The organism is Paracoccus sp. M683 (assembly GCF_007096355.1).
Classification (GTDB): Bacteria; Pseudomonadota; Alphaproteobacteria; order Rhodobacterales; family Rhodobacteraceae; genus Paracoccus.
Window position 1 is genome coordinate 46,719 of record NZ_VKDF01000014.1, and the last position, 26,976, is coordinate 73,694.

At 64.8% G+C, this 26,976-nt stretch carries 30 protein-coding genes; 20 read left to right on the plus strand and 10 right to left on the minus strand.

Annotated features, from left to right (window positions below):
- Nucleotides 1-42 precede the first annotated feature (42 nt).
- Nucleotides 43-2,433 carry an ATP-dependent helicase gene (locus tag FNJ84_RS18330; protein ID WP_143794720.1) on the plus strand — a complete coding sequence of 797 codons (2,391 nt, stop codon included), beginning with the start codon at nucleotides 43-45 and terminating at the stop codon, nucleotides 2,431-2,433.
- 17 nt (nucleotides 2,434-2,450) lie between these two features.
- On the opposite strand, the gene FNJ84_RS18335 is transcribed toward FNJ84_RS18330, so the two are convergent.
- Complete coding sequence (locus FNJ84_RS18335) at nucleotides 2,451-3,236, minus strand: 23S rRNA (adenine(2030)-N(6))-methyltransferase RlmJ (protein WP_143794721.1); 786 nt, start codon at nucleotides 3,234-3,236, stop codon at nucleotides 2,451-2,453.
- Nucleotides 3,237-3,611: 375 nt separating this feature from the next.
- Complete coding sequence (locus FNJ84_RS18340; RefSeq protein WP_143794722.1) at nucleotides 3,612-3,842, minus strand: DUF1127 domain-containing protein; 231 nt, start codon at nucleotides 3,840-3,842, stop codon at nucleotides 3,612-3,614.
- A 339-nt stretch (nucleotides 3,843-4,181) separates the two neighbouring features.
- Here FNJ84_RS18340 and FNJ84_RS18345 point away from each other — a divergent pair, with 339 nt between their 5' ends.
- Nucleotides 4,182-5,249: an Mrp/NBP35 family ATP-binding protein gene (locus FNJ84_RS18345; RefSeq protein WP_143794723.1), complete on the plus strand. Its 1,068-nt coding sequence runs from the start codon at nucleotides 4,182-4,184 to the stop codon at nucleotides 5,247-5,249.
- 15 nt (nucleotides 5,250-5,264) lie between these two features.
- Here the strand turns inward: FNJ84_RS18345 and FNJ84_RS18350 are convergent, their stop codons facing one another.
- The 7 genes from FNJ84_RS18350 to secG all read right to left on the minus strand — a co-directional run bounded on the left by FNJ84_RS18350 (nucleotide 5,265) and on the right by secG (nucleotide 11,203).
- The gene (locus tag FNJ84_RS18350; protein ID WP_143794774.1) at nucleotides 5,265-5,729 is read right to left on the minus strand and encodes a TerB family tellurite resistance protein; all 465 of its coding nucleotides are present in this window, start codon (nucleotides 5,727-5,729) and stop codon (nucleotides 5,265-5,267) included.
- A 38-nt stretch (nucleotides 5,730-5,767) separates the two neighbouring features.
- The gene (locus tag FNJ84_RS18355) at nucleotides 5,768-6,067 is read right to left on the minus strand and encodes a DUF1330 domain-containing protein (RefSeq protein ID WP_143794724.1); all 300 of its coding nucleotides are present in this window, start codon (nucleotides 6,065-6,067) and stop codon (nucleotides 5,768-5,770) included.
- Nucleotides 6,064-6,936, minus strand: a complete 873-nt coding sequence (locus FNJ84_RS18360; protein WP_143794725.1) for a PhzF family phenazine biosynthesis protein — start codon at nucleotides 6,934-6,936, stop codon at nucleotides 6,064-6,066. Before FNJ84_RS18360 ends, FNJ84_RS18355 begins: the two co-directional genes overlap by 4 nt.
- Nucleotides 6,937-6,967: 31 nt before the next feature.
- Nucleotides 6,968-7,873, minus strand: a complete 906-nt coding sequence (ppk2, locus tag FNJ84_RS18365) for a polyphosphate kinase 2 (protein WP_143794726.1) — start codon at nucleotides 7,871-7,873, stop codon at nucleotides 6,968-6,970.
- A 125-nt stretch (nucleotides 7,874-7,998) separates the two neighbouring features.
- A complete protein-coding gene (locus tag FNJ84_RS18370; RefSeq protein WP_143794727.1) occupies nucleotides 7,999-8,460 on the minus strand; it encodes a hypothetical protein in 462 nt (153 codons plus the stop codon).
- A 430-nt stretch (nucleotides 8,461-8,890) separates the two neighbouring features.
- A complete protein-coding gene (locus FNJ84_RS18375; protein WP_143794728.1) occupies nucleotides 8,891-10,534 on the minus strand; it encodes a CTP synthase in 1,644 nt (547 codons plus the stop codon).
- Nucleotides 10,535-10,684: 150 nt separating this feature from the next.
- The gene (gene secG, locus FNJ84_RS18380) at nucleotides 10,685-11,203 is read right to left on the minus strand and encodes a preprotein translocase subunit SecG (RefSeq protein WP_143794729.1); all 519 of its coding nucleotides are present in this window, start codon (nucleotides 11,201-11,203) and stop codon (nucleotides 10,685-10,687) included.
- Nucleotides 11,204-11,273: 70 nt separating this feature from the next.
- Between secG and FNJ84_RS18385 the strand changes: the two genes are divergently transcribed.
- Entirely contained in the window at nucleotides 11,274-12,701 is a 1,428-nt protein-coding gene (locus FNJ84_RS18385) for a cobyric acid synthase (RefSeq protein ID WP_143794730.1), read from the plus strand.
- A 9-nt stretch (nucleotides 12,702-12,710) separates the two neighbouring features.
- Here FNJ84_RS18385 and cobD read toward each other — a convergent pair whose 3' ends face one another.
- Nucleotides 12,711-13,673 (minus strand): threonine-phosphate decarboxylase CobD, encoded by a 963-nt coding sequence (cobD, locus tag FNJ84_RS18390; protein ID WP_143794731.1) that lies wholly within the window; start codon nucleotides 13,671-13,673, stop codon nucleotides 12,711-12,713.
- A 213-nt stretch (nucleotides 13,674-13,886) separates the two neighbouring features.
- On the opposite strand from cobD, the gene FNJ84_RS18395 reads away from it, so the two are divergent.
- The 17 genes from FNJ84_RS18395 (at nucleotide 13,887) to FNJ84_RS18475 (ending at nucleotide 26,928) form a co-directional block, all read left to right on the plus strand.
- The gene (locus FNJ84_RS18395) at nucleotides 13,887-14,390 is read left to right on the plus strand and encodes a YbjN domain-containing protein (protein WP_143794732.1); all 504 of its coding nucleotides are present in this window, start codon (nucleotides 13,887-13,889) and stop codon (nucleotides 14,388-14,390) included.
- Nucleotides 14,391-14,426: 36 nt separating this feature from the next.
- Complete coding sequence (gene proC, locus FNJ84_RS18400; protein WP_143794733.1) at nucleotides 14,427-15,239, plus strand: pyrroline-5-carboxylate reductase; 813 nt, start codon at nucleotides 14,427-14,429, stop codon at nucleotides 15,237-15,239.
- A complete protein-coding gene (locus FNJ84_RS18405; RefSeq protein ID WP_143794734.1) occupies nucleotides 15,236-15,568 on the plus strand; it encodes a tRNA-binding protein in 333 nt (110 codons plus the stop codon). The genes proC and FNJ84_RS18405 overlap by 4 nt, the downstream gene beginning before the upstream one ends.
- Nucleotides 15,568-16,527 (plus strand): D-glycerate dehydrogenase, encoded by a 960-nt coding sequence (locus FNJ84_RS18410; RefSeq protein ID WP_143794735.1) that lies wholly within the window; start codon nucleotides 15,568-15,570, stop codon nucleotides 16,525-16,527. Before FNJ84_RS18405 ends, FNJ84_RS18410 begins: the two co-directional genes overlap by 1 nt.
- An 82-nt stretch (nucleotides 16,528-16,609) precedes the next feature.
- On the plus strand, nucleotides 16,610-16,816 hold the full coding sequence (locus FNJ84_RS18415) for a CsbD family protein (RefSeq protein WP_143794736.1): 207 nt from the start codon (nucleotides 16,610-16,612) through the stop codon (nucleotides 16,814-16,816).
- Nucleotides 16,817-17,047: 231 nt separating this feature from the next.
- Nucleotides 17,048-18,292 (plus strand): glycerate kinase, encoded by a 1,245-nt coding sequence (locus tag FNJ84_RS18420; RefSeq protein ID WP_143794737.1) that lies wholly within the window; start codon nucleotides 17,048-17,050, stop codon nucleotides 18,290-18,292.
- Nucleotides 18,289-19,248, plus strand: coding sequence for a magnesium transporter CorA family protein (locus FNJ84_RS18425; protein WP_143794738.1), 960 nt, complete (start codon nucleotides 18,289-18,291; stop codon nucleotides 19,246-19,248). The genes FNJ84_RS18420 and FNJ84_RS18425 overlap by 4 nt, the downstream gene beginning before the upstream one ends.
- A gap of 271 nt (nucleotides 19,249-19,519) precedes the next feature.
- Entirely contained in the window at nucleotides 19,520-20,590 is a 1,071-nt protein-coding gene (locus tag FNJ84_RS18430) for a DUF475 domain-containing protein (RefSeq protein WP_143794739.1), read from the plus strand.
- Nucleotides 20,591-20,719: 129 nt separating this feature from the next.
- The gene (gene yajC, locus FNJ84_RS18435; RefSeq protein WP_143794740.1) at nucleotides 20,720-21,049 is read left to right on the plus strand and encodes a preprotein translocase subunit YajC; all 330 of its coding nucleotides are present in this window, start codon (nucleotides 20,720-20,722) and stop codon (nucleotides 21,047-21,049) included.
- A 30-nt stretch (nucleotides 21,050-21,079) separates the two neighbouring features.
- Nucleotides 21,080-22,747, plus strand: coding sequence for a protein translocase subunit SecD (secD, locus tag FNJ84_RS18440; protein ID WP_143794741.1), 1,668 nt, complete (start codon nucleotides 21,080-21,082; stop codon nucleotides 22,745-22,747).
- Nucleotide 22,748: 1 nt separating this feature from the next.
- On the plus strand, nucleotides 22,749-23,729 hold the full coding sequence (secF, locus tag FNJ84_RS18445) for a protein translocase subunit SecF (RefSeq protein WP_143794742.1): 981 nt from the start codon (nucleotides 22,749-22,751) through the stop codon (nucleotides 23,727-23,729).
- Nucleotides 23,729-24,082 (plus strand): Mth938-like domain-containing protein, encoded by a 354-nt coding sequence (locus tag FNJ84_RS18450; RefSeq protein ID WP_143794743.1) that lies wholly within the window; start codon nucleotides 23,729-23,731, stop codon nucleotides 24,080-24,082. Before secF ends, FNJ84_RS18450 begins: the two co-directional genes overlap by 1 nt.
- Nucleotides 24,079-24,705, plus strand: coding sequence for a heme ABC exporter ATP-binding protein CcmA (ccmA, locus tag FNJ84_RS18455; protein WP_143794744.1), 627 nt, complete (start codon nucleotides 24,079-24,081; stop codon nucleotides 24,703-24,705). The genes FNJ84_RS18450 and ccmA overlap by 4 nt, the downstream gene beginning before the upstream one ends.
- 124 nt (nucleotides 24,706-24,829) lie before the next feature.
- On the plus strand, nucleotides 24,830-25,486 hold the full coding sequence (gene ccmB / locus FNJ84_RS18460) for a heme exporter protein CcmB (RefSeq protein ID WP_143794745.1): 657 nt from the start codon (nucleotides 24,830-24,832) through the stop codon (nucleotides 25,484-25,486).
- A gap of 41 nt (nucleotides 25,487-25,527) precedes the next feature.
- Nucleotides 25,528-26,253, plus strand: a complete 726-nt coding sequence (gene ccmC, locus FNJ84_RS18465; protein WP_143794746.1) for a heme ABC transporter permease CcmC — start codon at nucleotides 25,528-25,530, stop codon at nucleotides 26,251-26,253.
- Nucleotides 26,253-26,396, plus strand: a complete 144-nt coding sequence (gene ccmD, locus FNJ84_RS18470) for a heme exporter protein CcmD (RefSeq protein ID WP_143794747.1) — start codon at nucleotides 26,253-26,255, stop codon at nucleotides 26,394-26,396. Before ccmC ends, ccmD begins: the two co-directional genes overlap by 1 nt.
- A complete protein-coding gene (locus tag FNJ84_RS18475) occupies nucleotides 26,389-26,928 on the plus strand; it encodes a DsbE family thiol:disulfide interchange protein (protein ID WP_255471292.1) in 540 nt (179 codons plus the stop codon). The genes ccmD and FNJ84_RS18475 overlap by 8 nt, the downstream gene beginning before the upstream one ends.
- The last annotated feature ends 48 nt before the right edge of the window (nucleotides 26,929-26,976 follow it).

Genomic DNA, 26,976 nt, shown 5'->3' on the forward strand with positions numbered 1-26,976 from the left:
CACACTCTTCCCATGTGGGGCGGTCATCGCTATGTTTCACGCATGAGTCAGTTCGATGATACCGATGCCTTCCAGGCTGCCGTGCCGCTGTCGCAGCGCGCCATGGCCGCGCGCCCGGCCCCCTATCTTGAGGGGTTGAACGCCGCGCAGCGCGAAGCGGTCGAGGCGCTGGACGGCCCGGTTCTGATGCTGGCGGGGGCGGGGACGGGCAAGACCCGCGCGCTGACCACGCGGATTGCGCATCTCTTGATGCTGGGCAAGGCGCGGCCTGGGCAGATTCTGGCGGTGACATTCACCAACAAGGCCGCGCGCGAGATGAAGCTGCGCATTGGCCGGTTGCTGGGCGAGGCGGTCGAGGGCATGCCCTGGCTGGGCACCTTTCATTCGATCAGCGTCAAGATCCTGCGCCGCCATGCCGAGTTGATCGGCAGGGATGGCCTGCATCTGAAGCCCAGCTTTACCATTCTGGACACCGATGATCAGCTGCGCCTGCTGAAACAGCTGATTGCGGCTGAAAATATCGACGAAAAACGCTGGCCTGCGCGGCAATTGGCCGGACTGATCGACGGCTGGAAGAACCGCTGCATCACCCCGGCGCGGCTGCCCAAGGGCGAGGGCGCGGCCTTTGACGGCATGGGCGGTCAGCTTTACGCCGCCTATCAGGACCGGCTTCTTGCGCTGAATGCCGTCGATTTCGGCGATCTGCTGATGCATTGCGTGACGCTGTTTCAGGCCCATCCCGATGTGCTGCAACAATGGCAGGATCGGTTCCGCTATATTCTGGTGGACGAGTATCAGGACACCAATATCGCGCAATACATGTGGCTGCGGCTGTTGGCGCAGGCGCATCGCAACATTTGCTGCGTGGGCGATGACGACCAGTCGATCTATGGCTGGCGCGGGGCCGAGGTGGGCAACATCCTGCGGTTCGAACAGGATTTCCCCGGCGCGCGGGTGATCCGGCTGGAACAGAATTACCGCTCAACCCCGCATATCCTGGCCGCGGCTTCCGGGCTGATCGCCGCGAATGCGGGCCGTCTGGGCAAGACCCTGTGGACCGATGCCGAGGAAGAGGGCGAAAAGATTCGCCTGATCGGCCATTGGGACAGCGAGGCCGAGGCGCGCTGGATCGGCGAGGAAATCGAGGCATTCCAGGGCGGCCACCGCGCCAGCATCGGCCGGACAAGCCTGAACGACATCGCCATCCTTGTGCGCGCCAGCCATCAGATGCGCGCCTTCGAGGACCGGTTCATGACCATCGGCCTGCCCTATCGGGTGATTGGCGGACCGCGCTTCTATGAGCGGCAGGAAATTCGCGATGCCATGGCCTATTTCCGGCTGGTGGTCAGCCCGGCCGATGATCTGGCCTTTGAAAGGATCGTGAACACCCCCAAGCGCGGCCTTGGCGACAAGGCGGTGAAGACGATCCAGACGGTTGCGCGGCAAAATGGCGTGGGCCTGTTGGAAGGCGCGCGGATTGCCGTGGACGAGGGGCATCTGGGCGGCAGGGGCTTGGCCAACCTGCGTGATTTCGTGGCCGGCATCGGGCGCTGGCATGCCGATGCAATCGACAGCAGCGCCAACCATGTCGAACTGGCCGAGCGGATTCTGGATGAATCCGGTTACACCGCCATGTGGCAGAACGAAAAGACGCCCGATGCTCCGGGCCGGCTGGACAACCTGAAGGAACTGGTCAAGGCGCTGGAAGAATTCGACAATCTTCAGGGCTTTCTGGAGCATGTCGCGCTGGTCATGGATCGGGACGAGGGCGAGACGACCGAACAGGTCAGCATCATGACCCTGCATGCCGCCAAGGGGCTGGAATTTCCCATCGTGTTCCTGCCCGGTTGGGAAGACGGGCTGTTTCCCAGCCAGCGCGCGATGGAAGACAGTGGCAACAAGGGGTTGGAGGAAGAGCGGCGGCTTGCCTATGTCGGCATCACGCGGGCCGAAAGGCTGGCCACGATCAGTTTTGCCGGCAATCGGCGGCTGTATGGGCAGTGGCAATCCAGCATGCCTTCGCGCTTTGTCGACGAGTTGCCTACCGATCATGTCGAGGTGCTGACCCCGCCCGGCCTCTATGGTGGCGGCTATGGCGCGGCGATGGCCTTTGCCGGGGCCAATGCCGGAACCGACATGCATGACCGGGCGGCGCAGGCCGATGTCTATAACTCGCCCGGCTGGAAGCGGATGCAGGCCAACGCCGCCGTTCGCAGGGCGCCTGTGCATCGCACGCCCGTGGTGATCGACGCCGATCCGGCAGCGGGCTTTGCCGTGGGCGACCGGGTGTTTCACCAGAAATTCGGGAACGGCACCATCATGGGCATCGCCGAGGATACGCTGACCGTGCAATTCACCACTGGCTTCAAGACGATCAAGGCCGCCTATGTCCAGCCTTCGGGTGCAGCCGGCGGGGATGACGTGCCGTTCTGACCGGGAACGGCCCTCTGTTACTTGCTCATCGCCTTGGCCACGGCCTCTTCCAGCCGCGCGGCTTCCCGGTCCAGGCCCCAGGGCGGGTTGATCCAGAACATGCCTGATCCGACCATGTTGTGATCCGGGCGGATCGGTGGAAAGCGGATCTCGGAGACCAGCGCATCGCGATGATCGCTGCGCAGCCGCTTCAACATCGGCAGGTGGCGCTCGTCGGTCAGGATCGGATACCACAGCGCGATCGTGCCGACATTCCATTTGCGGACGATCTGGCTGATATGACGGGGGATATCGTCATATTCCGACTTCACCTCATAGCTGGGATCAATCAGCATCAGACCCCGGCGCGGCGTCGGCGGGCACAGCGACTGCGCCATGGCGAAACCGTCGCGGCGATGGATCGTCGCAAAACCCGCCACCCAGGACAGGGCGGCATGTTCGGCCGGATGCAGCTCGGCCAGATGCACGCTGTCTTTCTTGCGCAGGAAGTAATGCGCCACCAGCGGCGATCCGGGATAGGCGGTCCGTCCATGGGCCGCGCGCACCGCAGCCAGTGCGGACAGATAGGGATGGCCGGCCTGTAGCCAGCTTTCGGCCTCGGCCCGGCGGATACCGGCCTGAGCCTCGCCGGTCTTTTGCGACTCGGCGCTGTCCAGCCTGTACAAGCCGCGCCCGGCATGGGTTTCAAGATAGCTGAGCGGCTTATCCTTGCGCATCAGATAGTCCAGCGCCACCGCAAGCAGCGCATGCTTGTGAAAATCTGCCAGATTCCCGGCGTGATATGCGTGCTGATAGCTAAGCATATTCCGCCCATAACGTGCGCGTGAACAAAAGAAAAGCGGCGGCGCCCAGGGAGGAGGAGGGGCGCCGCCGCGACAACGCTGGCCCAGGGAGGAGGAGGGGCCGCGTATGGGGTGCGGTGATGCCCAGGGAGGAGGAGGGGCGGTCACCGCGGACGAAGGCACTGTCAAGGGAGGAGGAGTGACAGCGTGCCCCCGTATTCTGTCAGCGGCGGCCCTGGGAGGAGGAGACGGGCCGCCGCTGTGGCAGGATCACCCTAGGGAGGAGGACGGGCGATCCTGCAATCTGTTGGCGGCATCCTCTAGGGAGGAGGAGGGAGGATGCCGCCTGAACCCTTGCCCCAGGGAGGAGGAGGGGGCCAGGGATTCGAAACCTTCTTACTTCGCGGTGCCGTAGGCAGCTTCGCGGGCGATGCGGGTGATCATCGAGCGGTGAATGCCCAGATCGTCCAGGTCGCGTGCGGTCAGCGCGTTCAGTTCGCGGATCGTTTGCCGGTAAACGGCGTTGCGGGCACGGGCGTCCTGGATGCCGGCGACAAAGGCGCTCAGCTTGGCGCGGATGCCGGCCTCTTTGCGGTCGCTGCCGTGGATATGATCAAGTGCAGCCATGTTCGTATTCCTTGCGTCTGCTCATCTCGTCTTCGCCAGATCCGGATGATCCGGCGTTTCGTTGAGAACAAGATGGCCCCAATGCTGCGATTGCACAATGGCTGGATGCGGATTTCTGCCATGCAGTAATTGCATAACTGGCACTGACCTAAATTGTCGTGAGTTGCTGAAAATACGTTCAAATTTTCGCTGGTATGGCCGTTAGCGTCCACATTTCTGACGCAAAACCGTGATGTGACGCAGGGTCTGTTGGCCCGTTTGCGCGACATTTGGACGCGGTTGTTGCCCTCGCGATACGGTTCCATCATTTTAGCCAGAATTCGACAATGAGGTTAAGAGATGAGCATCGACCGTGAAGTTGCCCTTGCGTCAATCGAGGGGATCCAGATTCCGGGTGGCGGAACGCTTGGTCAGGCAGATCTGATCCGCGCATTCGGCATTGACGGTGGCACGGTTCGATTCGTGCTGGAGCTGCGTGACGCTGATCAGGCCCGCGCCTTTGGCCCCATCGAGGACGAGGCGCGGCGCCGGCTGCTGGCCCTGCCCGGTGTGACGCAGGTATCCATCGTGCTGACGGCGCAGGCGCGCGCCGCGGATCAGCCGCCCCCGATCAAGTTGGGCCGCCATCCGCAGCCGCAGGCCGGTCCGCAGCCGATTCCCGGCGTGGCGCGGATCATTGCCATCGGTTCGGGAAAGGGCGGTGTCGGCAAATCCACGGTCACCTCGAATCTGGCGGTTGCGCTGGCCCGTCAGGGGCGGCGTGTCGGCCTGCTGGATGCCGATATCTATGGCCCTAGCCAGCCGCGGATGATGGGGGTCTCGGGTCGCCCTGCCAGCCCGGATGGCCAGCGGATCGAGCCGCTGCACGCCCATGGCGTCACCGTCATGTCGATCGGCCTGATGCTGAAGGAAGGCGAGGCCGTGGTCTGGCGCGGGCCGATGCTGATGGGCGCGATGCAGCAATTGCTGGGTCAGGTGAACTGGGGCGAGTTGGACGTGCTGCTGATCGACCTGCCGCCGGGCACGGGCGATGTGCAATTGTCACTGTGCCAGAAGGCGGCGGTGACCGGCGCGCTGATCGTCTCGACCCCCCAGGATGTCGCCCTGCTGGATGCGCGCCGCGCCATCGACATGTTCGACAAGCTGAAAACCCCGGTTCTGGGGCTGATCGAGAACATGTCGACCTATATCTGCCCGAATTGCGGCCATGAAGAACATCTTTTCGGCCATGGCGGCGTGACGGCCGAGGCGGCGGCCCTGAATCTGCCCTTCCTGGGCGAGATTCCCTTGCGGCTGGATGTGCGGCTTGCCGGCGATGCGGGGCGGCCTGTGGCCCTGGACGACGGTCCGGTGGCCGAAGCCTATGCGCGAATCGCGGCCCGGCTGGTGGCCGAGGGCGTGGCCTGACCGGCCGCGCCTTTTTCAGTCCTTGCTGGTCAGGCCCATGTTTTCCAAGACCTGCTGCCGGGCCAGCGCCGAATCACGGTCGTTGATGCCCAGCAGCCCGGCAACCAAGCGGATGACGGTTTCCTCGTCCGGGCCGCGATCTTCGTCGGAATAGGCGACCTCCCACATCGCGGCAATCACGCCAAAGCGATCCTCCAGCGCGATGCGATCCTTGATCGTGCGGGTAAAGCGGACGGTATCGGGGGCCTCGGCCTCGATCATTTCGGCAGCGGCGCGACGTTCGGCCGCCTGCTGAGGGCTTAGCCCCCGACGGCGCGCCAGAACCTGTTCGATTCGCTGCTGCTCGATCTGATGATAACGGTCATCGGCGCGGGCCACGCGCACCAAAAGCGCCGCCAGCGCCACCTCTGCATCGGTGGCGTCGATTCTGCCTGGTTCGGGATCTTCGGCGAAAAGCCGCGTCAGCAAGTTGCGAAACATCACGAAATGATAGCCTTTTCGGTCGTCAACACAAGTGGTTATACCTCTGGGTTGTGCCCTTCGACGATCACCACATCGGCGCTGCTGACGGGTTTGCGAATGGCCAGCGCCGCCTGATATTCGGGACTGTGGAAACAGTCGGTCGCGGCCTGGAGGCTGGGAAATTCGATGACCACACTGCGCTGGCGCGCCTGTCCTTCAACCACGGTCTGCGCCCCGCCGCGCACCAGAAACCGCCCGCCATATTTCGCAAAGGCCGCCGCATTCGCCTGGCGATAGCCCTCATACCCGGCGGGATCATCCACGGTGACATGCGCGATCCAGTAACCCTTGGTCATTCCTTGTCCTCCGGTATGGCGATCCGTCCTTCTGCGACCTTCACGGCGCGGCCGCTGATTCGGATCTGAACCAGCGCGGCATTCTCGACCATCGCAGCAAAACCGATCTGCGATGGCCTGCCCATTTCGATCCCCTGTCGCAGCATCAGCCGCGTCTCGCCATCTGGCAGATCACCCGCAGCCAGCAATTGCGCCGCAAGGATCGCGCTGGCCGAGCCCGTTGCCGGGTCCTCTGGGATGCCCGCCGTGGGCGAAAACAACCTGGCGCGGAACCCGCCATCATCCGGCGTATACAGATAGGCGCTGTCCACATTGGCCACCGCCATGAGCCGCGACCAGTGGGGTTCGATCGGGCGGGCGCGGGCCAGATCGGCCAGCCGGGGCACCGGCACATAAAGAAAGGCCGGGCCACCCTGCCAGATGCCGGGCCGATGGGCGCCAAAGCCGATGGCGTCGGCGGGCAGGTCCAGCGCCGAGGCGATCAGCACCGGGTCTGCCTGACCGGCATGCGGCACCGGCAGCTTCGGGGCCGTGAACTCGGCCAGCCCATCCGTGATCTCGACCGGGACCAGACCGGCCTGTTCCTCCAGCGTGATGCGGTTGCCGTGGGTGGCGGCCAGGTGCAGCGCGCAGCCGATGGTCGGATGCCCGGCAAAGGGGATCTCGGCCGTTGGAAAGAAGATCCGCACCTGCGCGGTGTGGGCCGGGTCGCGCGGGGCCATGACAAAGATCGTCTCGGACAGGTTGAACTGCCGCGCGATGGTCTGCATCTGCGCGGTGCTCAGCCCGTCGGCCCCGGTCACGATGGCCAGCGGGTTTCCGGTAAACGGCCGGTCGGTAAAGACGTCATAGATATGAAAATCAAGCATCTGGTCAGCCTATTCCCCCGCCTCGGCACCATCAATAGCGCTGCGGAACATACAGCTCGCGCGGCAAGACATCGCGTTCGTAGTCGGGATTGAAAACCCGATTCGGCAGCTCGATGTTTTCGTGAGGCACGTCGGTATAGGGCATCAGGCCCAGAAGGTGGCTCATGCAGTTCAGGCGGGCGCGTTTCTTGTCATTGCCGGGCACGATATACCAGGGCGCCTCGGGGATGTTGGTGCGTTCGAACATATCTTCCTTGGCCTTGGTATAGCTTTCCCACCGGACGCGGGATTGCAGGTCCATCGGCGACAGCTTCCACTGTTTCAGCGGGTCGTGGACGCGGATGAGGAATCGCATCTGCTGTTCCTCATCGGTGACCGAGAACCAGTATTTCACAAGCCTGATCCCAGACCGTACCAGCATACGTTCAAATTCGGGAACATCCTGGAAGAACTGTTCCACCTGATCCTCGTTGGCGAAGCCCATCACCCGCTCGACGCCCGCGCGGTTGTACCAGCTGCGGTCGAACAGCACGATTTCGCCCCCCGCCGGCAGATGCGGCACATAGCGCTGGAAATACCATTGCGTCTTTTCCCGGTCCGAGGGCGCCGGAAGCGCCACCACCCGCGCAACCCGAGGGTTCAGCCGCTGTGTGATCCGCTTGATCGCACCGCCCTTGCCGGCGGAATCGCGGCCCTCGAACAGCACCACGATCTTTTCGCCGTAATAGCTGCACCAGTCCTGCAACTTGATCAGTTCGGATTGCAGGCGCAGCAATTCCTGGAAATACAGCTTGCGATCCATCTGTTCTGGATGGTTCTCGCGATAGATCCGCTTGATCTCGGTCGACAGGATCGCGTCTTCCAGCTCGATCTCGTAATCCTCGTCCAGCGTGTCCTGCAACTCGGCTTCCAGCCAGTCTTTCGGTTCGTCCTTCATCGCGCCTGTCCTTCTTCGTGATGTGACGCGATGTAACCGCAGTTCGTGACAGTTTTACAGCGTCAACGGCTTCCATGGGTCATGTCATTTGCACATATGGGTTGTGCGCGGCGGCATTTGCGCTGTCAGCGGTTGAAGCGCGCTGCGCAAGACCGCGTAACCCCCAGGACAAATCCGCCGCCGCGCACCGGATCGACCGTGCCGCACCATTCGCCGTTCGTGCTGAACAGGCTTTTGGTGCCGCGCGCCGGACGATAGGCGATGCGCCGGCCGTTCACGTCGAACAGGTTCAGCACACCCCCCGCATTCGTCGCGTAATAGCCCAGCACACTGCCATCGCCGGTGATGATCAGCCGTTCCGAATTGGCCGGGTTCGAGGGGCGGTTTTCAAAGGCCGAGCTTGAATTGGCGCTGTTGGCCCCGCTGTTCCAGGCGGCATTGGGCGAGTTCGACATGCGCGAGGTTTTGTTCGCCGGATGACCCGGCCCAAGGTCAAAGGGGATCTGCGACTGCTGGATGACGATCAGCGGCGCATCGGCGAGGGCAGGGGTCGCCAGCAGGGCGAGGGCGGCGAGGGCAAGGCGCATGTGTCGGGTCCGCTTGTGGTTATGGGCGGAGTGTGACGGGTTCAGGGCGGTTTGGGTAGGGGGAGGGCTGGGGATCGGCGGAAAGGTGATTGGGATATTCACCGCACGGTCGGTCAGCAGAGCAGAGAGCGGCCCCCGACCGATGTGGGGGCAAAGCCCCCGCCGTTGGGGCGGGCGGGGGGCTGCCCGGTGGTGCCCACCGGGCGAAGCGAGGTGCTTTGAAGCGGTGTTTATGGTACCTATCGCTGGCGCCGACTTCTGCAACAACGCCAGGTAGAGGCAATCAACGCGATCTTAGCCAAGGGTTGCATTGAGAGGCTTTTCTACATTGACGCAGCTGGTGTCACCCGAGACTTTGACGAGTATTTTTCTACAGGCGCGCGCTCAGAATTGATCGAAAGTCTAATCTTCAATCTTTAGCCGAAGGCAATCACACCAACCTTGCCCCTTCCTTCGCCGCCTCCACAAACCCCGCAAACAGCGGCGCCGGCAAGAACGGTTTCGACTTCAACTCGGGATGCGACTGCACGCCGATGAACCACGGGTGGCCCGGATATTCCACCACCTCGGGCAGCTTGCCGTCCGGCGACATGCCCGAGAATTTCATCCCGGCGGCCTCTAGCTGGTCGCGGTATTTCGCGTCGACCTCGTAACGGTGGCGGTGGCGGTCTTCCATTTCCAGCGCGCCGCCATAGATCTCGGAAATCTTTGATCCCGGCTCCAGCACCGCCGTATAGGCGCCAAGTCGCATCGTGCCGCCCTTGTCGTCGCCGACCTTGCGCTGCACGGTGTAATTGCCCTGCACCCATTCCTTCAAGTGATAGACGACCGGAGTGAACCGCGACTTCCCTGCCTCGTGGTCGAATTCCTCCGACCCCGCATCGGGCATGTCGGCCAGGTTGCGCGCGGCCTCGATCACCGCCATCTGCATGCCAAGGCAGATACCCAGATAAGGCACCTTCTTCTCGCGCGCGTATCTGGCGGCCTCGATCATGCCTTCGGTGCCGCGCTCGCCAAAGCCGCCGGGGACGATGATGCCGTGATAGCCGTCCAGCAGATGCGCGCCGTGGCCTTCCAGCTTTTCGCTGTCGACCCAATCGGCCTTGACGCGGACGCGGTTGGCCATGCCGCCATGGGTCAGCGCCTCGGCGATGGATTTATAGGCGTCCTCAAGCTGGGTGTATTTGCCGACCACGGCAATCCTGACCTCGCCCTCGGCATGGTGCAGCCGGTCCATGACATCATCCCAACGCGACAGGTCGGGGCGCGGGGCGGGGCTGATGCCGAATGCGTCCAGCACCGCCTGATCAAGACCCGCGCTGTGATAGGCCAAGGGCGCCTCATAGATCGACTTCAGGTCATAGGCGGGGATCACCGCATCCGGGCGGACGTTACAGAACAGCGCGATCTTGGCGCGTTCCTTTTCCGGGATCGGCTGTTCGGACCGGCAGACCAGCACATCCGGCGCCAGGCCGATGGATTGCAATTCCTTGACGCTGTGCTGTGTGGGCTTGGTCTTCAGCTCGCCCGAGGCCTTCAGATAGGGCAGCAGGGTCAGGTGCATCAGGATGCATTGCCCACGCGGGCGTTCGTGGATGAACTGGCGGATGGCCTCAAAGAAGGGCAGGCCCTCGATATCGCCGACCGTGCCGCCGATCTCGCACAGCATGAAATCAACCTCGTCATCGCCGATGGACAGGAAGTCCTTGATTTCATTGGTGACGTGGGGAATGACCTGAATCGTCTTGCCCAGATATTCGCCGCGCCGTTCCTTCTCCAGCACGTTGGAATAGATGCGGCCGCTGCTGACGCTGTCGGTGCGCCGCGCGGCAACCCCGGTAAAGCGTTCGTAATGGCCAAGGTCCAGATCGGTCTCGGCCCCGTCATCGGTGACAAAGACCTCGCCATGTTCAAAGGGCGACATGGTGCCCGGATCGACGTTCAGATAGGGGTCCAGCTTGCGCAGCCGCACCGTAAAGCCGCGCGCCTGCAACAGGGCGCCAAGCGCGGCCGAGGCAAGCCCTTTGCCAAGGGATGAAACCACGCCGCCGGTGATGAAGATGTAACGCGCCATGTGGCCCCCGTGATGTCGTCAATTCAAATCAAAAGCGGGCCGTCCAGCGACCAGCATCACGGGATTCAAGATATAAGCTATTCGTCCCGTGGCCGCAACGGACCGCAAGTGGATGTGGGGCGATTTTTCATCGCCCCCAATATTGTGTGTTCAGTTGGTCGCAGGCTGCGCCGGCTCGGCCGGGGTTTCGGCGGCAGGTGCCGCGGGCGCGGGCGTTTCGGCCGCGGGGGGCGTCACGGGTGCTGCGGCGTCCTCGGGTGTTGCGGGCGCCTGCTGGGTGGGGGCCTCGGATGCGGGCGCCTCGGGTGCGGGCGGGGTTACCGGCTGGCCGCTGGTCGTCGGCGGCGGCGCATAGGTGCCCAGGCCCGGAAGGTTCGTCGTCGGGGCCTGTTGGGTCTGCGACGAACCACCCAGCTGGTCGATGATCGAGCCGGTCGAGGATTCCCGCGCTGCAATCACCGTCAACGAGATCGAGGTGATGAACAGCCCGATACCGAAGATCCAGGTCAGGCGGGTAAAGATATTGGCAGCCTGGCGCCCGGTCATCACACCGCCGCCGCCACCACCACCGCCCATGCCAAGGCCACCGCCTTCGGAACGTTGCAGCAGGACTGCACCTGTCAGAAACAGGGCCAGAATCAGATGGATCGTCAGCACGACGTTTTGCACAGGGCGGGCCTTTCCTTTGCGGACGCGCCTATCTAGTCATCCGTGCAGGTGATGGCAAGCAGGGTATCCCATGCGGGCAGTGATGATTCAGGGCACCGGGTCCAATGTTGGCAAGTCGCTGCTGGTGGCGGGGCTGTGCCGGGCCGCGCGGCTGCGCGGATTGCGGGTGGCACCCTTCAAGCCGCAGAACATGTCGAACAACGCTGCCGTCACGGCGGATGGCGGTGAAATCGGCCGCGCGCAGGCCTTGCAGGCGCGCGCCTGCGGGCTGGAGCCGGTGACCGACATGAACCCTGTTCTGCTGAAGCCCGAAACCGATACCGGCGCGCAGGTGGTGGTTCAGGGCCGCGCCATCGCACGGGCCGAGGCGCGCGATTATGCCGGATTGAAGCCCCGGCTGATGTCGGCGGTGATGGACAGCTTCGACAGGCTGCGCGCGGGGCATGATCTGGTGATCGTCGAGGGCGCAGGCAGCCCGGCCGAGGTCAATCTGCGCCCGCGCGACATTGCCAATATGGGGTTTGCAAGGGCGGCGGGCGTGCCGGTGGTGCTGGCCGGCGATATCGACCGGGGCGGCGTGATCGCACAGATCGTCGGCACTCAGGCGGTGATCGACGCAGGCGATGCGGCGATGATCCGGGGATTTCTGGTCAATAAATTCCGGGGCGACCCGCGCCTGTTCGATGACGGCTACCGCTTCATTCAGGACCGGACGGGCTGGCCGGGTTTCGGCGTGTTGCCGTGGTTCCGCGATGCCATGCGCCTGCCGGCCGAGGACGCGGTGGATCTGCGGGCCTCGCAGGGGCAAGGGCTGCATGTCGTCTGCCTGACCCTGTCGCGGATCGCGAATTTCGACGATCTTGATCCGCTGGCGGCGGAGCCGGGCGTGAGGCTGAGCATGCTGGGGCCGGGGCAGGTGCTGCCGGGCGATGCCGATCTGGTGGTGATTCCCGGCACCAAATCGACGCGCGGCGATCTGGATTTTCTGCGCGCGCAGGGCTGGGATGTGGATATTGCTGCCCATTTGCGGCGCGGCGGGCATGTGCTGGGCCTGTGCGGCGGCTATCAGATGCTGGGCCGGCGAATCGCCGATCCGACTGGCACTGACGGCACGCCCGGCGACAGCGAGGGGCTGGGCCTGCTGGATGTGACCACGGTGATGGCGGGCGACAAGCGGCTGGAACGGGTCAGCGGCACCGCGCTTGGCCAGCCGCTGACCGGATATGAGATCCACATGGGCCGCACCCAAGGCCCCGATTGCGCCCGACCCTTTGCCCTGATCCCCGGCCCGGATGGCGCGATCAGCCGCGACGGGCAGGTGATGGGCACCTATCTGCACGGTCTTTTTGCCGATGATCGGTTTCGTGCGGGTTTTCTGGCGCGCTTGGGCACCGCATCGCAGCCGGGATACGAGGCCGGTGTTGATGACACGCTGGACGCATTGGCCGATCATATGGAACGGCATCTGGATCTGGGCGCGATCCTCGATTTGCGCTGAACTGCGCCGTCAGGCCCGCATCGCGGCCGCCACCCGGTCCCATTCCGCCTGGTTGCCCGGTATCCCCATCCGCAGCCAGCCGGTCGAATAGGGGAAACGCCGGGTCCAGATATGCGTGCGGGCCAGCGCGTTCTGTGCCGCCTCGGCATCGCCTGTCTGATACAGCCGGAACAGATGCGTCCCGCCCGCCACCTGCCAGCCGCGCTGTATCGCCAGCCGGTCCAGCCGCAGCGTGGCCTCGCTGTGATACACGATCGCGTCATCGGCCCATGCCTCATCCGCCATGGCCTGCGCGCCGATGGCCAGCGCCGGGCCATTGACCGCCCAAGGCCCTGCCTCGCGCGCCAAGGCCGCCAGCAGCGCCGGCTGGCCAAGCGCAAAGCCAAGCCGCAGCCCCGCCAGCCCCCAGAATTTGCCGAAACTGCGCTGGATCGTCACATTTTCCGGCATCGCACCGGCCAGTGACAGGTCGGGGCGCGGATCGGCAAAGCTTTCGTCGATGATCAGGTGGCCCACGCGCCCGGCCAGCGCCGCCAGAACCTCGGGCGCCCATTCGCGGCCATCGGGGTTGTTGGGGTTCACCACGACCGCCAGATCGGCGCCGTCCATCGCCTCGATCCCCGGCGCCTCGGTCACCTGCCAGCCCGCCTCGCGCAGGCTGGCCGCATGTTCGTTATAGCTTGGCGCGATTACCGCCGCCCGGCCGCGCGGCAGCACCCGTGGCAACAGCTGGATCGCGGCGGATGCGCCGGCCACAGGCAGAACCTGCGCGGCGGTGCAGCCAAAGAGGCGGGCTGCGACGCCGATCAGCCGCGCGCGGGCCGATTCGGTCGGCAAGGCGCGCCAAACCTCGTCCGGCAGCGCCGAAACCGGCCAAGGGCGACGGTTGATCCCGGTCGACAGGTCGATCCAGTCATCGCCGCCAAAGCGCGCCCGCGCCCGGTCTATGTCGCCGCCATGGTCACGTTTCATGCGGGATTTTCCCCTTGCCGCAGCCTGACCACCTGCTAGGCAGCCGCCCGGTCAGAGGCAAGCGGTTAAGGAATTTTTACTTTACAGCCGAGCGTTTCCGCCACAGGATATTGTATAGGCATCGGGCATTTCCGCCGGGTGTTGTGACTGCCACCACGGATAGCGGCAAGAGAATCGCTTCCACAGATGGGCGAAACCGGGCAGGAGACAGACATGGCGCAGACCGACCTTTATATCCACAGTGACGAGATTCACCCGATCGACATCGTCGAATCGGTCGCGACGCATCACGACTGGGATTTCGACCGGCTTGCCGACGACCAGATCGCGATGGTGGTCGAAGGCCAGTGGCGCAGCTACTCGATCACGCTGGCATGGTCTGCGCGCGAGGAAGTGCTGCGGCTGATCTGCACCTTCGACATGGACCCGCCCGCCGAACGGCTGCCCGAACTGTACGAGACGCTGAACCTGGCCAATGATCAGGTCTGGGATGGCGGCTTCACCTTCTGGAACGAACAGAAGCTGATGGTCTGGCGCTATGGTCTGGTGCTGGCCGGCGATACGATAGCGGCGCCCGAACAGATCGACCAGATGATCGGCAATGCCCTGATGGGCTGCGAACGCTTCTATCCCTCGTTCCAGTTGGCCGCCTGGGGCAACAGTTCCCCGGCCGAGGCGCTGGACATCGCCATGGCCGAGGCCTACGGACGGGCCTGACGGGGCTTGGCCCCACCGGAACGACAAGGGGGCCGCATGACCGATTTCAACCAGTTGAACCAGCGCGGGCTGGTGCTTGTCGGCTGTGGCCGGATGGGCGGCGCGATGCTGAAGGGCTGGCTGGCGCGTGGGCTGGAACCCGGCGCCGTCACGGTGATCGACCCGAAACTTTCGCCTGACTGGCAGGACAAGGGGCTGCGGGTGAATGCGCCGCTGCCGGAAAACCCGGCCGTTCTGGTGCTGGCAGTCAAGCCGCAGATGATGGCCGACGCCCTGGGCGAAGTGCCCCGGCTGACCGATACGCTGGTGGTTTCCGTCGCGGCGGGCACGACGATTGCCACCTATCAGGCCGCTTTTCCCGGCAGTCCGATCGTGCGTGTCATGCCGAACACGCCGGCGGCGATCGGGCAGGGGATTTCCGCGATGATCGGCAATGCCGCGGCGACCGCGGCCCATCTGGACCTGGCCGAGACGCTGATGCGCGCCGTGGGTCGCGTCGTTCGCTTGCAGAACGAGGATCAGATGGATGCCGTCACCGGCCTGTCGGGCAGCGGCCCGGCCTATGTGTTCCACATGATCGAGGCGATGGCCCTGGCCGGACAGGAAGTGGGTCTGCCCGCCGATCTGTCGCTGGAACTGGCGCGGGTGACCGTCGCCGGCGCCGGCTTGCTGGCCGTCGATGCGGACGAGGATCCCGCCATCCTGCGCGAGAATGTGACCTCGCCCGGTGGCACCACGGCTGCGGGGCTGCGGGTGCTGATGGACGCCGCCACCGGCCTGCGCCCGTTGATGGCGCGGACGGTGCGGGCGGCAACCGAACGCGGGCGCGAATTGGGGGCGCAGAAATGACCATATCCTATGACGATTTCCAGAAGGTCGACATTCGCGTCGGCACGGTCATCCGGGCCGAACCCTTCCCCGAGGCGCGCAAGCCCGCCATCAAGCTGTGGCTTGATCTGGGCGAATTGGGCGAACGCAAGTCCTCGGCCCAGATCACCCGGCATTACGACCCGGCGGAACTGGTCGGCAAGCAGGTGCTTTGCGTGATCAACTTCGCGCCTCGCCAGATCGGTCCCTTCATGTCCGAGGTGCTGGTGCTGGGCCTGCCCGACCGCGATGGCGAGGTGGTGCTGATCGGCCCTGACCATCCGGTGCCCAATGCCGGAAGGATGTTCTGATGAAACTGCTGGTGACACGCCCGATGACCGCCGCGGCGACCGAGGCGATCTCGGCCCGGTTCGACGCGACCTATCTGCCCGACCAGCCGCTGACCCCGACCGAGGCGCGGCAGGCGATGCTGGATTTTGACCTGATCCTGCCCACGCTGCGCGACAGTTTCACGACCGAGGCCTTCGCCGGCGCGGTGCCCGGTGATCTGCGCTGCAAGCTGCTGGCGAATTTCGGCGTTGGCTTCAACCATATCGACATTCAGGCCGCCCGCGCGGCCGGGGTCGCGGTCAGCAACACACCGGGCGCGGTGACCGATGCCACCGCCGATCTGGCCATGACCCTGCTGCTGATGAGCGCGCGTCGCGCGAGTGAGGGCGAACATCTGGTCCGCAGTGGACAATGGGACGGCTGGTATCCGACGCAGCTTCTGGGCAGCCATGTCAGTGGCAAGACGGTGGGCATCATCGGCATGGGGCGCATCGGCAAGGCCATTGCCGCGCGCTGTAACCTGGGTTTCGGGATGCGCGTGGTGTTTCACAACCGGTCCGAGGTGTCCGCGCTGGACATTCCGGCCCAGCAGATGCCCGACCTGCATACGACGCTGTCCGCCGCCGATTTCGCGGTTGTGGCGGTGCCGGGCGGTGCCGGCACGCGGCATCTGATCGGTGGGGCGGAACTGGCCGCGCTTGGACCCAAGGGGCATCTGATCAACATTTCGCGCGGGGATGTCATCGACGAGGCCGCATTGATCACGGCGCTTGAAACGGGCGCCATCGCCGGGGCCGGGCTGGATGTCTATGAACAGGAACCGCATGTGCCGCAGGCATTGCGTGCGCTGTGGAACGTGACCCTGCTGCCGCATCTGGGCACCGCCGCGGAAGAGGTCCGCACAGCGATGGGCCTGCGCGCGCTGGACAATCTGATCGACCTTGCCGAGGGGCGTGCGCCGCGTGACCTGTTGAATTGATAAAAGCTTACCGGGGGAACGCAGACCCCTTGGCCGCGCGTTGGGCATCCGTAACCGACGCGCGACCTGAAAGGAGCAAGCGATGAACTGGGATATCATTCAGGGCAAGTGGAAGCAGATGAAGGGTGCCGCCCGCGAAAAATGGGGCGAGCTGACCGATGACGAATATGATCAGATCGCCGGCAACAAGGATCAGCTGGCGGGCAAGTTGCAGGAAAAATACGGCTGGACCAAGGAAGAGGCCGACGAGAAGATCAACGAGTTCGCGCGCGACGCCGACAAGCTGTGACCGCGTGCCTGATTAAGGCGATGATCGTGAAAAGGGGCCACGCGGCCCCTTTTTTGTTGCGATGATGCTATGGCGCCGTGGCTGTCCAGGGCAGGGCAATGGGCAGCGGGTTGCCTGATCGGGGTTTGCCGTGTCCTGTGCGGCACGGCTGAGGAACGGGGCTGCCTGTCTTGGGCCTGAAAGCTGCAACAGCGTCTTTTCTTTTGCGCGAAATCAGGGTCATGTGTGGCCATGACAGAACTTGGCGAACGCGCGATGACCCTGATCCGCGCAGGCATTCAGGCCGCCGACCCGGCGGATTGCGTCGCCCGCGCGCTGGATCGGGCCTTGGCCGATGCACCTGCGCCGGGCGGGCGGTGGCATGTCGTCGCCCTTGGCAAGGCCGCGCGTGCGATGACAGTTGCGGCGCTGGCCGGGCTGCCGGGTGGCACCTCGGCGCTGATCGTGACCAATGCCGGCAATGACGCGCCGCTTGCGGGCGCGCGGATCCTGACCGCCGGACACCCCGTTCCCGATGCCGCCGGCGAAGAAGCCGCGCGCGAGGTCGAGGCGATTCTGGCCGCAGCCGCGCCCGAGGATCGGATTCTGGCGCTGATCTCGGGGGGCGGCTCGGCCATGCTGCCGGCGCCGATCACCGGGTTGACGCTGAAGGACAAGCAGGCGGTGAACAAGCTGCTGCTGGCCTCGGGCGCCGACATCACCGCGACGAACCTGATCCGTCAGGCCCTGTCGCGGCTGAAGGGCGGGGGCTGGCTGCGCGCCAGCCGCGCCCCGGTCACGGCGCTGATTTTGTCCGACGTGCCGGGTGATGATCTGCGGGTGATCGCCTCGGGGCCGACCGTTGCGCCCATCGGCAGCGTGGCCGATGCCGAGGCCAAGGCCCGCGACCTGGGTATCTGGGACGACCTGCCCGAGGCCGTGCAAGAGGCGCTGATCCGCCCCGATGACCGCCCACCTGTGCCAAAGGCGCAGAATCTGCTGATCGGCTCGAACGGGCACAGCGTCGCTGCCATGGCTGCGGCTGGCGCGGTGGCCGGGCCGATCGGGCTGTCTGGCGATGTCGGCGATTGCGCGGCGGCCCTGCTGGCCACCGTGCGCGACCTGCCGCAGGGTGGGGCGATGGTTTTCGGCGGCGAAACCACCGTCACTTTGACCGGCAAGGGGCTGGGCGGGCGCAATCAGGAACTGGCGCTGCGCTTTGCGCGCCTGGCCGAGGGGTTGGGCGACCTGGGCGATGACTGGGTCTTTGCCAGCGTCGGCAGCGATGGGCGCGATGGTCCGGGGCAGGCGGCCGGCGGGCTGGTCGGCCCCGGCACGCTGGCCCTGATGCGCAAGGCCGGGATCGACCCCGACGACGCCCTGTCGCGCAATGATTCCACCCGCGCTCTGCGTGCGGGGCGCGCATTGGTGACCACCGGACCGACCGGCACGAATGTGGCCGATCTTGCGGTCTTTCTGCGGGCGTCGCAGCCATGATGCGGGCTTTCGTGGCCAAGGGCGACAAGCTGGCACTTTTGCCAGAGGCCGATCCGCTGGCCGATGCCGTCTGGATCGACCTCTGGTCGCCCACGGCAGCGCAGATCGCGGCCGTCAACGGGCTGGGGGTCGATGTGCCGACACTGGCCGATATGGAAGAGATCGAGATCTCGAACCGCCTGTATCGCGAGGGCGACACCGCCTACATGACCGCCGTTCTGCCGGGCGAGATGCCCGATGGCACCCGCGTCGCCATGCCGGTCACCTTTCTGATGTCGCCGGGCCGGCTGATCACGGTGCGACATCATACCCCGCGTCCCTTTGTCACCTTTCCCGAACGGGCCGATCGCTCGACCACGGGATGCCGCACCGCCGAGCGCGTGTTTCTTGGCCTGATCGAGGAAATCATCGCCCGCATGGCCGATATTCTCGAAGGCTCGGGCAGGGTGCTGGATGATACGGTCTTGCGGGTCTTTGACAGCGGTGCCGATAGCGCGGCGTCGGATCTGCAACTGTCGCTGTCCAAGGTCGGACGCGAGGCCGAGCTGATGGCGCGGGTTCGTCTGGGCCTGCTGACGATCGAGCGTATCCTGGCCTTCTATACCGCTGCCATCGACGATCGCCCCGACCGCAACAAGCTGCGCCCGGTGCTGCGGGGCCAGATCCGTGATGTTCAGGCGCTGGAGGTTCACGCCGATTTCCTGTCCTCGCGGGTCAGCCTGTCGGTCGATACGACGCTGGGCATGATCAACCTGCAACAGAACAAGACCGTGCGCGTGCTGTCGGTCATCTCGGCCCTGTTCCTGCCGCCGACGTTGATTGCCAGCGTCTATGGCATGAATTTTCAGGTCATGCCGGAACTGGCAAAGTCCTGGGGCTATGGCATGGCGCTGGTGATGATGGCGGCATCAGCGGTTGGAACCTATCTGATACTGCGCTGGAAGAAGTGGCTTTAATCGCCTGATTTCAGGATCATTTCTGATGTGTCGCACTCCCCGCCCACTTGCCCAGCAAGACGGCCGTCAATGCCCAAGGCAGGCGCCGGCCGATCTTCCGCGTAAAGTCGCCTGATCTTCTCGGGGCGGGCTGCCGGCGGCAGCGCCCTGGACACAGGATGGCCGGCGCAGGTGAAGATAGCTATCGCTTCATCCAGCCAGGCAGATCTGTGCCGGGCTTGCACGGGCGCGCGCCGGGGCCTATGCCAGACCCGTCGGCAGGAGTGTTCTGATGCGTTCGACGGCTTCCTATCTGTTTTGGCCCGTAATGGTGACGGTTCTGGGCGTCGTGCTGGCCGGCTTTATCGGTTGGGAATACAGCGGCACCACTGCGGGGGCGGTATCCTTTCTGCTGATCGCGGGCATTCTGGCGGTTCTGGAAATCTCGTTGTCCTTCGACAATGCCATCGTCAACGCCAACAAGCTGAAGGACATGACCCCGGCCTGGCAGCGCCGTTTTCTGACCTGGGGCATCCTGATCGCGGTGTTCGGCATGCGGTTGCTGTTTCCGCTGATCATCGTGGTCATCGCGGCAAAGATCGGCCCTTGGGCCGCCGTGCGGCTGGCCGCGACCAGCCCCGAGGAATACGCCCGGATCATGGGGCAGGCGCATCTGCCCATCGCGGCCTTTGGCGGGGCCTTTCTGATGCTGGTCGCTCTCAGCTTTTTCTTTGACCAATCCAAAGAGGTGCACTGGATCGGCCGGCTGGAACGCGCGCTGCGCGCCCTCGGCTCGGTCCGCGGGATGGAGATCGGCTTTGTTCTGGTCATCATCCTGCTGTTCGTCGGCCTGCTGCCGGTGCGGGATGAAAAGCTGTTCATGTTCGCGGCCATGTGGGGCGTCGTCACCTTTCTGGCCGTCGATGCCCTGGGGCATGTGCTGGACCGGTGGGGCGGCAATGCGACGGGTGCGGTGGCGCAGGGCGGCTTGGGGGCGTTTCTGTATCTTGAGGTGCTGGATGCCTCGTTCAGTTTCGATGGTGTCATCGGGGCTTTCGCGCTGACCCAGAACCTGTTCCTGATCGCGATCGGGCTGGGGATCGGGGCGATGTATGTGCGCGCCATGACGGTGATGCTGGTCGAACGCGGCGCGCTGGCTCAGTTCCGCTATCTGGAACATGGGGCCTTCTGGTCGATCCTGATCCTCAGCACCATCATGTTCGGCCAGACCATGTGGCGCATCCCCGAGGCGGTGACCGGCCTTCTGGGCGCAGGTTTCATTGCCACGGCCTTTGTCAGCTCGCTGCTGTGGAACCGCCGGCACGGATCGGGCGGCTATGGCGATGCCGAGGGGCAGGGCTAGCGCTGCCAACGTAAAGGTGTCCGGTCGGGGGCTGGCCTTTCTTGCCAAGCCGCGACGCCAAGGATAGGGTGCGCGCCAATTCCCGCCCGGCTGCCGTTTTGGCGGCCCCGCAGACATGAAGGATAACCGATGTTCGCTACTCCTGCCTACGCCCAGGCCGCCGGTGCCGGTGGCGGTGCCGCATTCGCGCAGTTCATCCCGCTGATCCTGATCTTTGCGATCATGTATTTCCTGATGATCCGCCCGCAGCAGAAGCGCGTCAAACAGCACCGCGAGATGGTCTCGGCGCTGAAAAAGGGCGATCAGGTCATCACCCAGGGCGGGCTGATCGGTAAAGTCACCAGCGTCCGTGACGACGAGGTCGAGGTCGAAATCGCATCGGGCGTCAAGGTCCGCGTCGTTCGTGCCACGATCAGCCAGGTGCTGACGCAGACGGCGCCCGTCGCCGCGAATAACTAAGCCGCATAACCACCAAGGGGCCACCCCCACATGCTTCAGATCGACCGCTGGAAACGCATCCTGATCATCGGGCTTTGCGTGATCGGCTTGGCCTATGCCATGCCCAACCTGTTCTATAAACGGGTCGAGGCCCATAACGACGCCGTCGCGGCGGTCGAAAAGGCCGGTGGCGCCGCCACGCCGGAACAAGAGGCTGCCATCGCGCTGTGGCCGAACTGGCTGCCTTCGTCACTGGTCAATCTGGGGCTGGACCTGCGGGGCGGCGCACATCTGCTGGCCGAGGTGCAGGTCGAACAGGTCTATAAGGCGCGCATGGATGCGCTGTGGCCCGAACTGCGCCGCGTCCTGGCCGATCAGCGCAGCACCATCGGCGCGATCCGTCGCGTCGACGCCCCCGATGGGCAGTTGCGGATCGAGATCGAGAATGCCGACCAGATGTCGGTCGCGGTTCAGGCCGCGCGGGGGCTGGCGGTGCCGGTCGCCACGCTGACCGGGGCGGGGCAGGACGATCTGGACGTCTCGGCCCAGGGCAATACGCTGACCGTGCAGCTGTCCGAGGCCGAAAAGGCCCTGACCGATGACCGCACCATCCTGCAAAGCCTTGAAATCGTGCGCCGCCGGGTTGACGAGGTTGGCACCCGTGAACCCACCATCATGCGTCAGGGTGCGGATCGCATCCTGATCCAGGTGCCGGGCATCGGCTCGGCCGCCGAGCTGAAGGCCCTGATCGGCACCACCGCACAGTTGACCTTCAACCCTGTCATCAGCACCGGCAGTTCTGCCGACGCCACCCCCGGCATCGGCGAGATCATCCTGCCATCGCAGGAACAGCCGGGCCTGTATTACACGCTGGAAGCAACCCCCGTCGTCACCGGCGAGGAACTGACCAACGCCGTGCCCTCGACCGACCAGAACGGCGCGCCCTCGGTTGATTTCCGCTTCAACCCCACGGGCGCACGGAAATTCGGTGAATATACCAGCGCCAATGTCGGCCAGCCCTTCGCCATCGTGCTGGATAACGAGGTGATTTCGGCCCCGGTCATCCGGCAGGCGATTACCACAGGCTCGGGTCAGATTTCCGGCTCGATGGATTACGAATCGGCAAACCAGCTGGCCGTGCTGCTGCGCGCCGGCGCCCTGCCGGCCGAACTGACCTTTCTGGAAGAACGGACCATCGGTCCCGAACTGGGCCAGGACAGTATTGATGCAGGTCGTATCGCCGCCGCCGTGGGCTTTGTCGCGGTGATCTTTCTGATGGTCGCGTCCTATGGGCTGTTCGGGGTTTTCGCCTCGATCGCGCTGGCGGTGAACATGGGGCTGATCTTCGGCATTCTGTCTGCCATCGGGGCCACGCTGACCCTGCCGGGCATTGCCGGCATCGTTCTGACCATCGGTATGGCGGTGGATGCGAACGTGCTGGTATTCGAACGCATCCGCGAGGAATTGCGAACGGCCAAGGGGCCGGCGCGGGCCATCGACAAGGGCTATCAGAACGCCATGTCGGCCATTGTCGATGCCAACATCACCACGCTGATCATCGCGGCGATCCTGTTCGTGCTGGGTTCCGGCCCGGTCAAGGGTTTCGCCGTCACGCTGTCCATCGGCATCGTCACGTCGGTCTTTACTGCGCTTTGGGTGACGCGCCTGATGACCGTGACCTGGTTCGAGCGTCGCCGCCCCCGTACGATCGAGGTATGATATGGCTTTCCGTCTGAAACTTGTCCCCGCCGATACCAAGATCGACTTTTTCCGCTGGCAGTTCCTGACCTTCGGGTTGTCGACCTTGCTGGCGGTCGCCTCGGTCGTCTGCCTGTTGGTGATGGGGCTGAACTTCGGCATCGACTTCCGCGGCGGCACCACGATCCGCACCGAATCGGTGCAGCCCGTCGATGTCGGCGCCTATCGCCAGGCGCTTCAGCCGCTGAACCTGGGTGATGTCGCCATCACCGAGGTGTTCGACCCGACCTTTGGCCCCGAACAGAACGTGGCGCAGGTCCGCATCAGCGCCCAGGACGGCGCCGAGGCCGTCACCCCCGAAACCGTCGCGGCCGTCGAGGCCGCGCTGCAAGAGGTTGACCCCTCGATCACCTTTCCGTCTGTCGAATCGGTCGGTCCCAAGGTCTCGGGCGAGCTGATCCAGACGGCGGTTTATGCCGTCATCGCCTCGCTTGCGGCGATCTCGATCTATATCTGGCTGCGGTTCGAATGGCAGTTCGCGGTGGGGGCGCTGGTCTCGCTGGTCCATGACGTCCTGATCACCATGGGCGTGTTCAGCCTGTTCCAGATCAAGTTCGACCTGACCACCATCGCGGCGCTGCTGACCATCCTGGGCTATTCGATCAACGATACCGTGGTGGTGTTTGACCGGCTTCGCGAAAACCTGATGAAGTACAAGAAAACCCCGCTGCGCGACCTGATGAATCTGTCGGTGAACGAGACGCTGTCGCGGACGGTCATGACATCGGGCACCACGCTGGTGGCGCTGATCGCGCTGCTGGTGCTGGGCGGCGACGTGATCCGTGGCTTTGTCTTTGCGATCACCTTCGGCATCGTCATCGGCACCTATTCGTCGGTCTATGTGGCCAAGAACGTGGTTCTGTGGCTGGGCGTGAAACGTGACTGGTCCAAGCCCGATCCCAAGGCCGCCGGCACCCAGTTCACCGATCCCGAGGCCCAGTGATGGCGATCGAGCCCACGGATTTCGCGGGGGCGGTGCCGGTGGATGGCTATGGGCCAGGTTTTTTCCGCGTGGGCGAAAAGGTGCATCACGGCCCGGTGCTGGTCTTGCAGGGCGGGGCGCAGGGCTGGGCCGGGCTTGATGACCGCGCGCCCCTGCTGGCGCTGGCCGGACGGGTGGATGTGCTGTTTCTTGGCATGGGCGCGGACATCGCCCGCCCGCCCGCCGATCTGGTCGCAGCACTGGAAGCCGCCGGGATCGCGGTCGAGGCCATGGCCTCGCCCACGGCCGCGCGGACCTATAATGTCACCCTGTCCGAGGGCCGCCGGGTCGCCTGTGCGCTGATCCCGGTATGAGCCTGCTGGGCGTCCACGATCTTGCCGTGGCACGCGGCGGGATGCGGGCGGTCGAAGGCGTTTCCTTCACATTGGATGCCGGTCAGGCGCTGATCCTGCGCGGGCCGAATGGCGTGGGCAAGACCACGCTGTTGCGCACGGTTGCGGGGTTGCAGCCACCCGTGGCGGGCCGGATCGAGATGGCCGATGATAGCGTCGCCTATGCGGCTCATGCAGACGGGTTGAAGGGGGCGTTGACCGTGGCCGAAAACCTGCGGTTCTGGGCGCGGGTGTTCGGCGGTCAGGTTGGTGCGGCGGTTCAGGCGATGAACCTTGGCGGGCTGGCGGACCGGCCTGCCGCCAGTCTTTCGGCAGGGCAAAAACGGCGATTGGGGCTGGCGCGGCTGATGGTCACGGGGCGGCCCATCTGGGTGCTGGACGAACCGACCGTGTCGCTTGATGCGGATTCGGTGGCGTTGTTCGCGGCGGCCATCCGGGCGCATCTGGCCGGCGGCGGTGCGGCGCTGATGGCCACGCATATTGATCTGGCGCTGGACGAGGCCGGGGCGCTGGACCTCAGCGCCTATCGCGCGAGGCCGGGCAAGGTTGATCGGCCCGCCGGGTTCAATGAGGCCTTTGCATGAGGGGTGCTTCGGTTCAGCCGTCCCTCCCGGTGGGCACCACCGGGCAGCGCCTGCCTGCCCCCCGGCAGACGCTTTCGCGCCCGCCCAGACAGGCGCTGCTCTCTGCACCCATGCGGGGCGGCTTATGATCGCCCTTCTTCTCCGCGATCTGACCCTTGCCACCCGTGCGGGCGGCGGCTTTGGTCTTGGCCTTGCCTTCTTCCTGATCCTCTGCACGCTGGTCCCCTTTGGCGTCGGCCCGCAGGGCGCCACGCTGGCGCTGATCGCGCCGGGTATCCTATGGGTCGGCGCGCTTCTGGCCTGCCTGCTGTCGCTGGACCGCATCTTCGCGCTGGATTTCGAGGATGGCAGTCTGGACCTTTTGGCCACCGCGCCGATCCCGCTGGAGGGCGTCGTCGCCACCAAAGCCCTTGCGCATTGGATCACCACCGGCCTGCCGCTGGTCGTGGCCGCGCCGATGTTCGGGTTGCTGCTGCAACTGCCTTCCGGGGCTGTGCCCTGGTTGATGGTCTCGATGCTGATCGGCACACCGGCGCTGTCGATGCTGGGGGCATTTGGTGCGGCGCTGACGGTGGGGCTGCGGCGCGGCGGGCTACTTATGTCGCTCTTGGTTCTGCCGCTTTATATCCCCACGCTGATCTTCGGGGCCGAGGTCATCCGGCGCGGCACCGAGGGCGGCAGCTTGGCCACCCCGCTGGCCTTTCTGGCCGGAATCACGGCGGCCACCTTGGCCCTGATACCATTCGCCGCAGCCGCCGCGCTGCGGGTCAATCTGCGGTGATCGGGCTTGAGGCCCGCCCAAGCCGTCGCTAGGGAAAGATCATGTCGATCTGGGAATATGCAAATCCTGTCAAGTTCATGCGCCTGTCGGGTGCTATCCTGCCCTTTGCTGTGGCGGGGGCGGTGATCTGCATGGTGGGCGGGCTGATCTGGGGCTTTCTGACGCCCGAGGATTACAAGCAGGGCTCGACCGTCAAGATCGTCTTCCTGCATGTGCCCGCTGCGATGATGGCGATCAATATCTGGGTGATGATGCTGGTCGCGTCGCTGATCTGGCTGATCCGCCGCCACCATGTTTCCGCGCTGGCCGCCAAGGCCGCGGCCCCCATTGGCGCCGTCATGACGCTGATCGCGCTGGCAACCGGGGCGATCTGGGGTCAGCCGATGTGGGGCAGCTGGTGGGAATGGGACCCGCGCCTGACCAGTTTCCTGATCCTGTTTCTGTTCTATATCGGCTATATCGCCCTGTGGTCGGCGATCGAGGATCCCGACAGCGCCGCCGATCTGACCGGCTGGCTGTGCCTGGTTGGCTCGGTCTTTGCGCTGCTTTCGCGCTATGCCGTGCTGTTCTGGAATCAGGGGCTGCATCAGGGTGCCAGCCTTTCGGTCGCGCCGGGCGAGCGAATGAGCGCGGTCTATCGCTATCCGCTGTATCTGACGATGCTGGGATTCTTTCTGTTATTCGTGGCGCTGCTGCTGATCCGCACGCGCACGGAAATTCGCCGCCGCCGACTGGCGGCCTTGCAGGCGCGGGAGGCGCGGGCGTGATGATCGAGTTGGGGAAATATGCGGGCACGGTGCTGGCGGCCTATGGCGTGTCGCTGCTGTTGCTTGCCGGGCTGATCTTGCAGACGGTTGCGGCCAATGCCCGCGCCCGCCGCGCCTTGGAGGCTGAGAACGGGAATGGCTAGGATTTCACCCCTGATGATCGCGCCGCCGCTGATCTTTGCGGCGCTGGCCGGGATCTTGTTGTGGGGCATGGACCGGGACAATCCCGAGCAACTGCCATCCACCTTTGTCGGGCGCGATGCGCCGGCGCTGCCGGTCACGACCTTGCCGGGCAAGGTGCAGCTGACCGACGAGATGCTGCGCCAGCCAGGCGTGAAGCTGGTGAATTTCTGGGCCAGCTGGTGCCCGCCCTGCCGGGCCGAGCATCCGACGCTGACCGAGCTGTCCAAGACCATGCCGGTTTATGGCGTCGATCTGAAGGACCCCGAACCGCAGGCCGTGCGCTTTCTGGACGAGTATGGCGACCCGTTCCACGCCATCGCCACCGATCCGAACGGGCGCGGGGCGATTGACTGGGGCGTGACCGCCCCGCCCGAGACCTTCATCGTCGATGGCGAGGGCAAGGTGCTGTTCCGTTTTGCCGGGCCCTTGGTGCGCGAGGATTACACCAACCGCTTCCTGCCAGAGCTTGAAAAGGCACTGGCTGCCGAATAGGGGGCTGCCGCCCCCTCGGCCGCCAGGCGGCCTCACCCCTGCGGATAT

Coding starts and splice junctions, on each gene's coding strand:
- FNJ84_RS18335 (WP_143794721.1), bottom strand. CDS start 3,236: ATGCTTAGCTATCAGCACGCATATCACGCCGGGAATCTGGCAGATTTT.
- FNJ84_RS18330 (WP_143794720.1), top strand. CDS start 43: ATGAGTCAGTTCGATGATACCGATGCCTTCCAGGCTGCCGTGCCGCTG.
- FNJ84_RS18350 (WP_143794774.1), bottom strand. CDS start 5,729: ATGTTTCGCAACTTGCTGACGCGGCTTTTCGCCGAAGATCCCGAACCA.
- FNJ84_RS18340 (WP_143794722.1), bottom strand. CDS start 3,842: ATGGCTGCACTTGATCATATCCACGGCAGCGACCGCAAAGAGGCCGGC.
- ccmA (WP_143794744.1), top strand. CDS start 24,079: ATGAGCCTGCTGGGCGTCCACGATCTTGCCGTGGCACGCGGCGGGATG.
- secD (WP_143794741.1), top strand. CDS start 21,080: ATGCTTCAGATCGACCGCTGGAAACGCATCCTGATCATCGGGCTTTGC.
- FNJ84_RS18395 (WP_143794732.1), top strand. CDS start 13,887: ATGGCGCAGACCGACCTTTATATCCACAGTGACGAGATTCACCCGATC.
- cobD (WP_143794731.1), bottom strand. CDS start 13,673: ATGAAACGTGACCATGGCGGCGACATAGACCGGGCGCGGGCGCGCTTT.
- yajC (WP_143794740.1), top strand. CDS start 20,720: ATGTTCGCTACTCCTGCCTACGCCCAGGCCGCCGGTGCCGGTGGCGGT.
- FNJ84_RS18430 (WP_143794739.1), top strand. CDS start 19,520: ATGCGTTCGACGGCTTCCTATCTGTTTTGGCCCGTAATGGTGACGGTT.
- FNJ84_RS18420 (WP_143794737.1), top strand. CDS start 17,048: ATGACAGAACTTGGCGAACGCGCGATGACCCTGATCCGCGCAGGCATT.
- FNJ84_RS18370 (WP_143794727.1), bottom strand. CDS start 8,460: ATGCGCCTTGCCCTCGCCGCCCTCGCCCTGCTGGCGACCCCTGCCCTC.
- FNJ84_RS18355 (WP_143794724.1), bottom strand. CDS start 6,067: ATGACCAAGGGTTACTGGATCGCGCATGTCACCGTGGATGATCCCGCC.
- FNJ84_RS18450 (WP_143794743.1), top strand. CDS start 23,729: ATGGCGATCGAGCCCACGGATTTCGCGGGGGCGGTGCCGGTGGATGGC.
- FNJ84_RS18415 (WP_143794736.1), top strand. CDS start 16,610: ATGAACTGGGATATCATTCAGGGCAAGTGGAAGCAGATGAAGGGTGCC.
- FNJ84_RS18375 (WP_143794728.1), bottom strand. CDS start 10,534: ATGGCGCGTTACATCTTCATCACCGGCGGCGTGGTTTCATCCCTTGGC.
- ccmD (WP_143794747.1), top strand. CDS start 26,253: ATGATCGAGTTGGGGAAATATGCGGGCACGGTGCTGGCGGCCTATGGC.
- ccmB (WP_143794745.1), top strand. CDS start 24,830: ATGATCGCCCTTCTTCTCCGCGATCTGACCCTTGCCACCCGTGCGGGC.
- FNJ84_RS18425 (WP_143794738.1), top strand. CDS start 18,289: ATGATGCGGGCTTTCGTGGCCAAGGGCGACAAGCTGGCACTTTTGCCA.
- secF (WP_143794742.1), top strand. CDS start 22,749: ATGGCTTTCCGTCTGAAACTTGTCCCCGCCGATACCAAGATCGACTTT.
- proC (WP_143794733.1), top strand. CDS start 14,427: ATGACCGATTTCAACCAGTTGAACCAGCGCGGGCTGGTGCTTGTCGGC.
- FNJ84_RS18405 (WP_143794734.1), top strand. CDS start 15,236: ATGACCATATCCTATGACGATTTCCAGAAGGTCGACATTCGCGTCGGC.
- ccmC (WP_143794746.1), top strand. CDS start 25,528: ATGTCGATCTGGGAATATGCAAATCCTGTCAAGTTCATGCGCCTGTCG.
- FNJ84_RS18410 (WP_143794735.1), top strand. CDS start 15,568: ATGAAACTGCTGGTGACACGCCCGATGACCGCCGCGGCGACCGAGGCG.
- FNJ84_RS18475 (WP_255471292.1), top strand. CDS start 26,389: ATGGCTAGGATTTCACCCCTGATGATCGCGCCGCCGCTGATCTTTGCG.
- FNJ84_RS18385 (WP_143794730.1), top strand. CDS start 11,274: ATGCGGGCAGTGATGATTCAGGGCACCGGGTCCAATGTTGGCAAGTCG.
- ppk2 (WP_143794726.1), bottom strand. CDS start 7,873: ATGAAGGACGAACCGAAAGACTGGCTGGAAGCCGAGTTGCAGGACACG.
- FNJ84_RS18345 (WP_143794723.1), top strand. CDS start 4,182: ATGAGCATCGACCGTGAAGTTGCCCTTGCGTCAATCGAGGGGATCCAG.
- FNJ84_RS18360 (WP_143794725.1), bottom strand. CDS start 6,936: ATGCTTGATTTTCATATCTATGACGTCTTTACCGACCGGCCGTTTACC.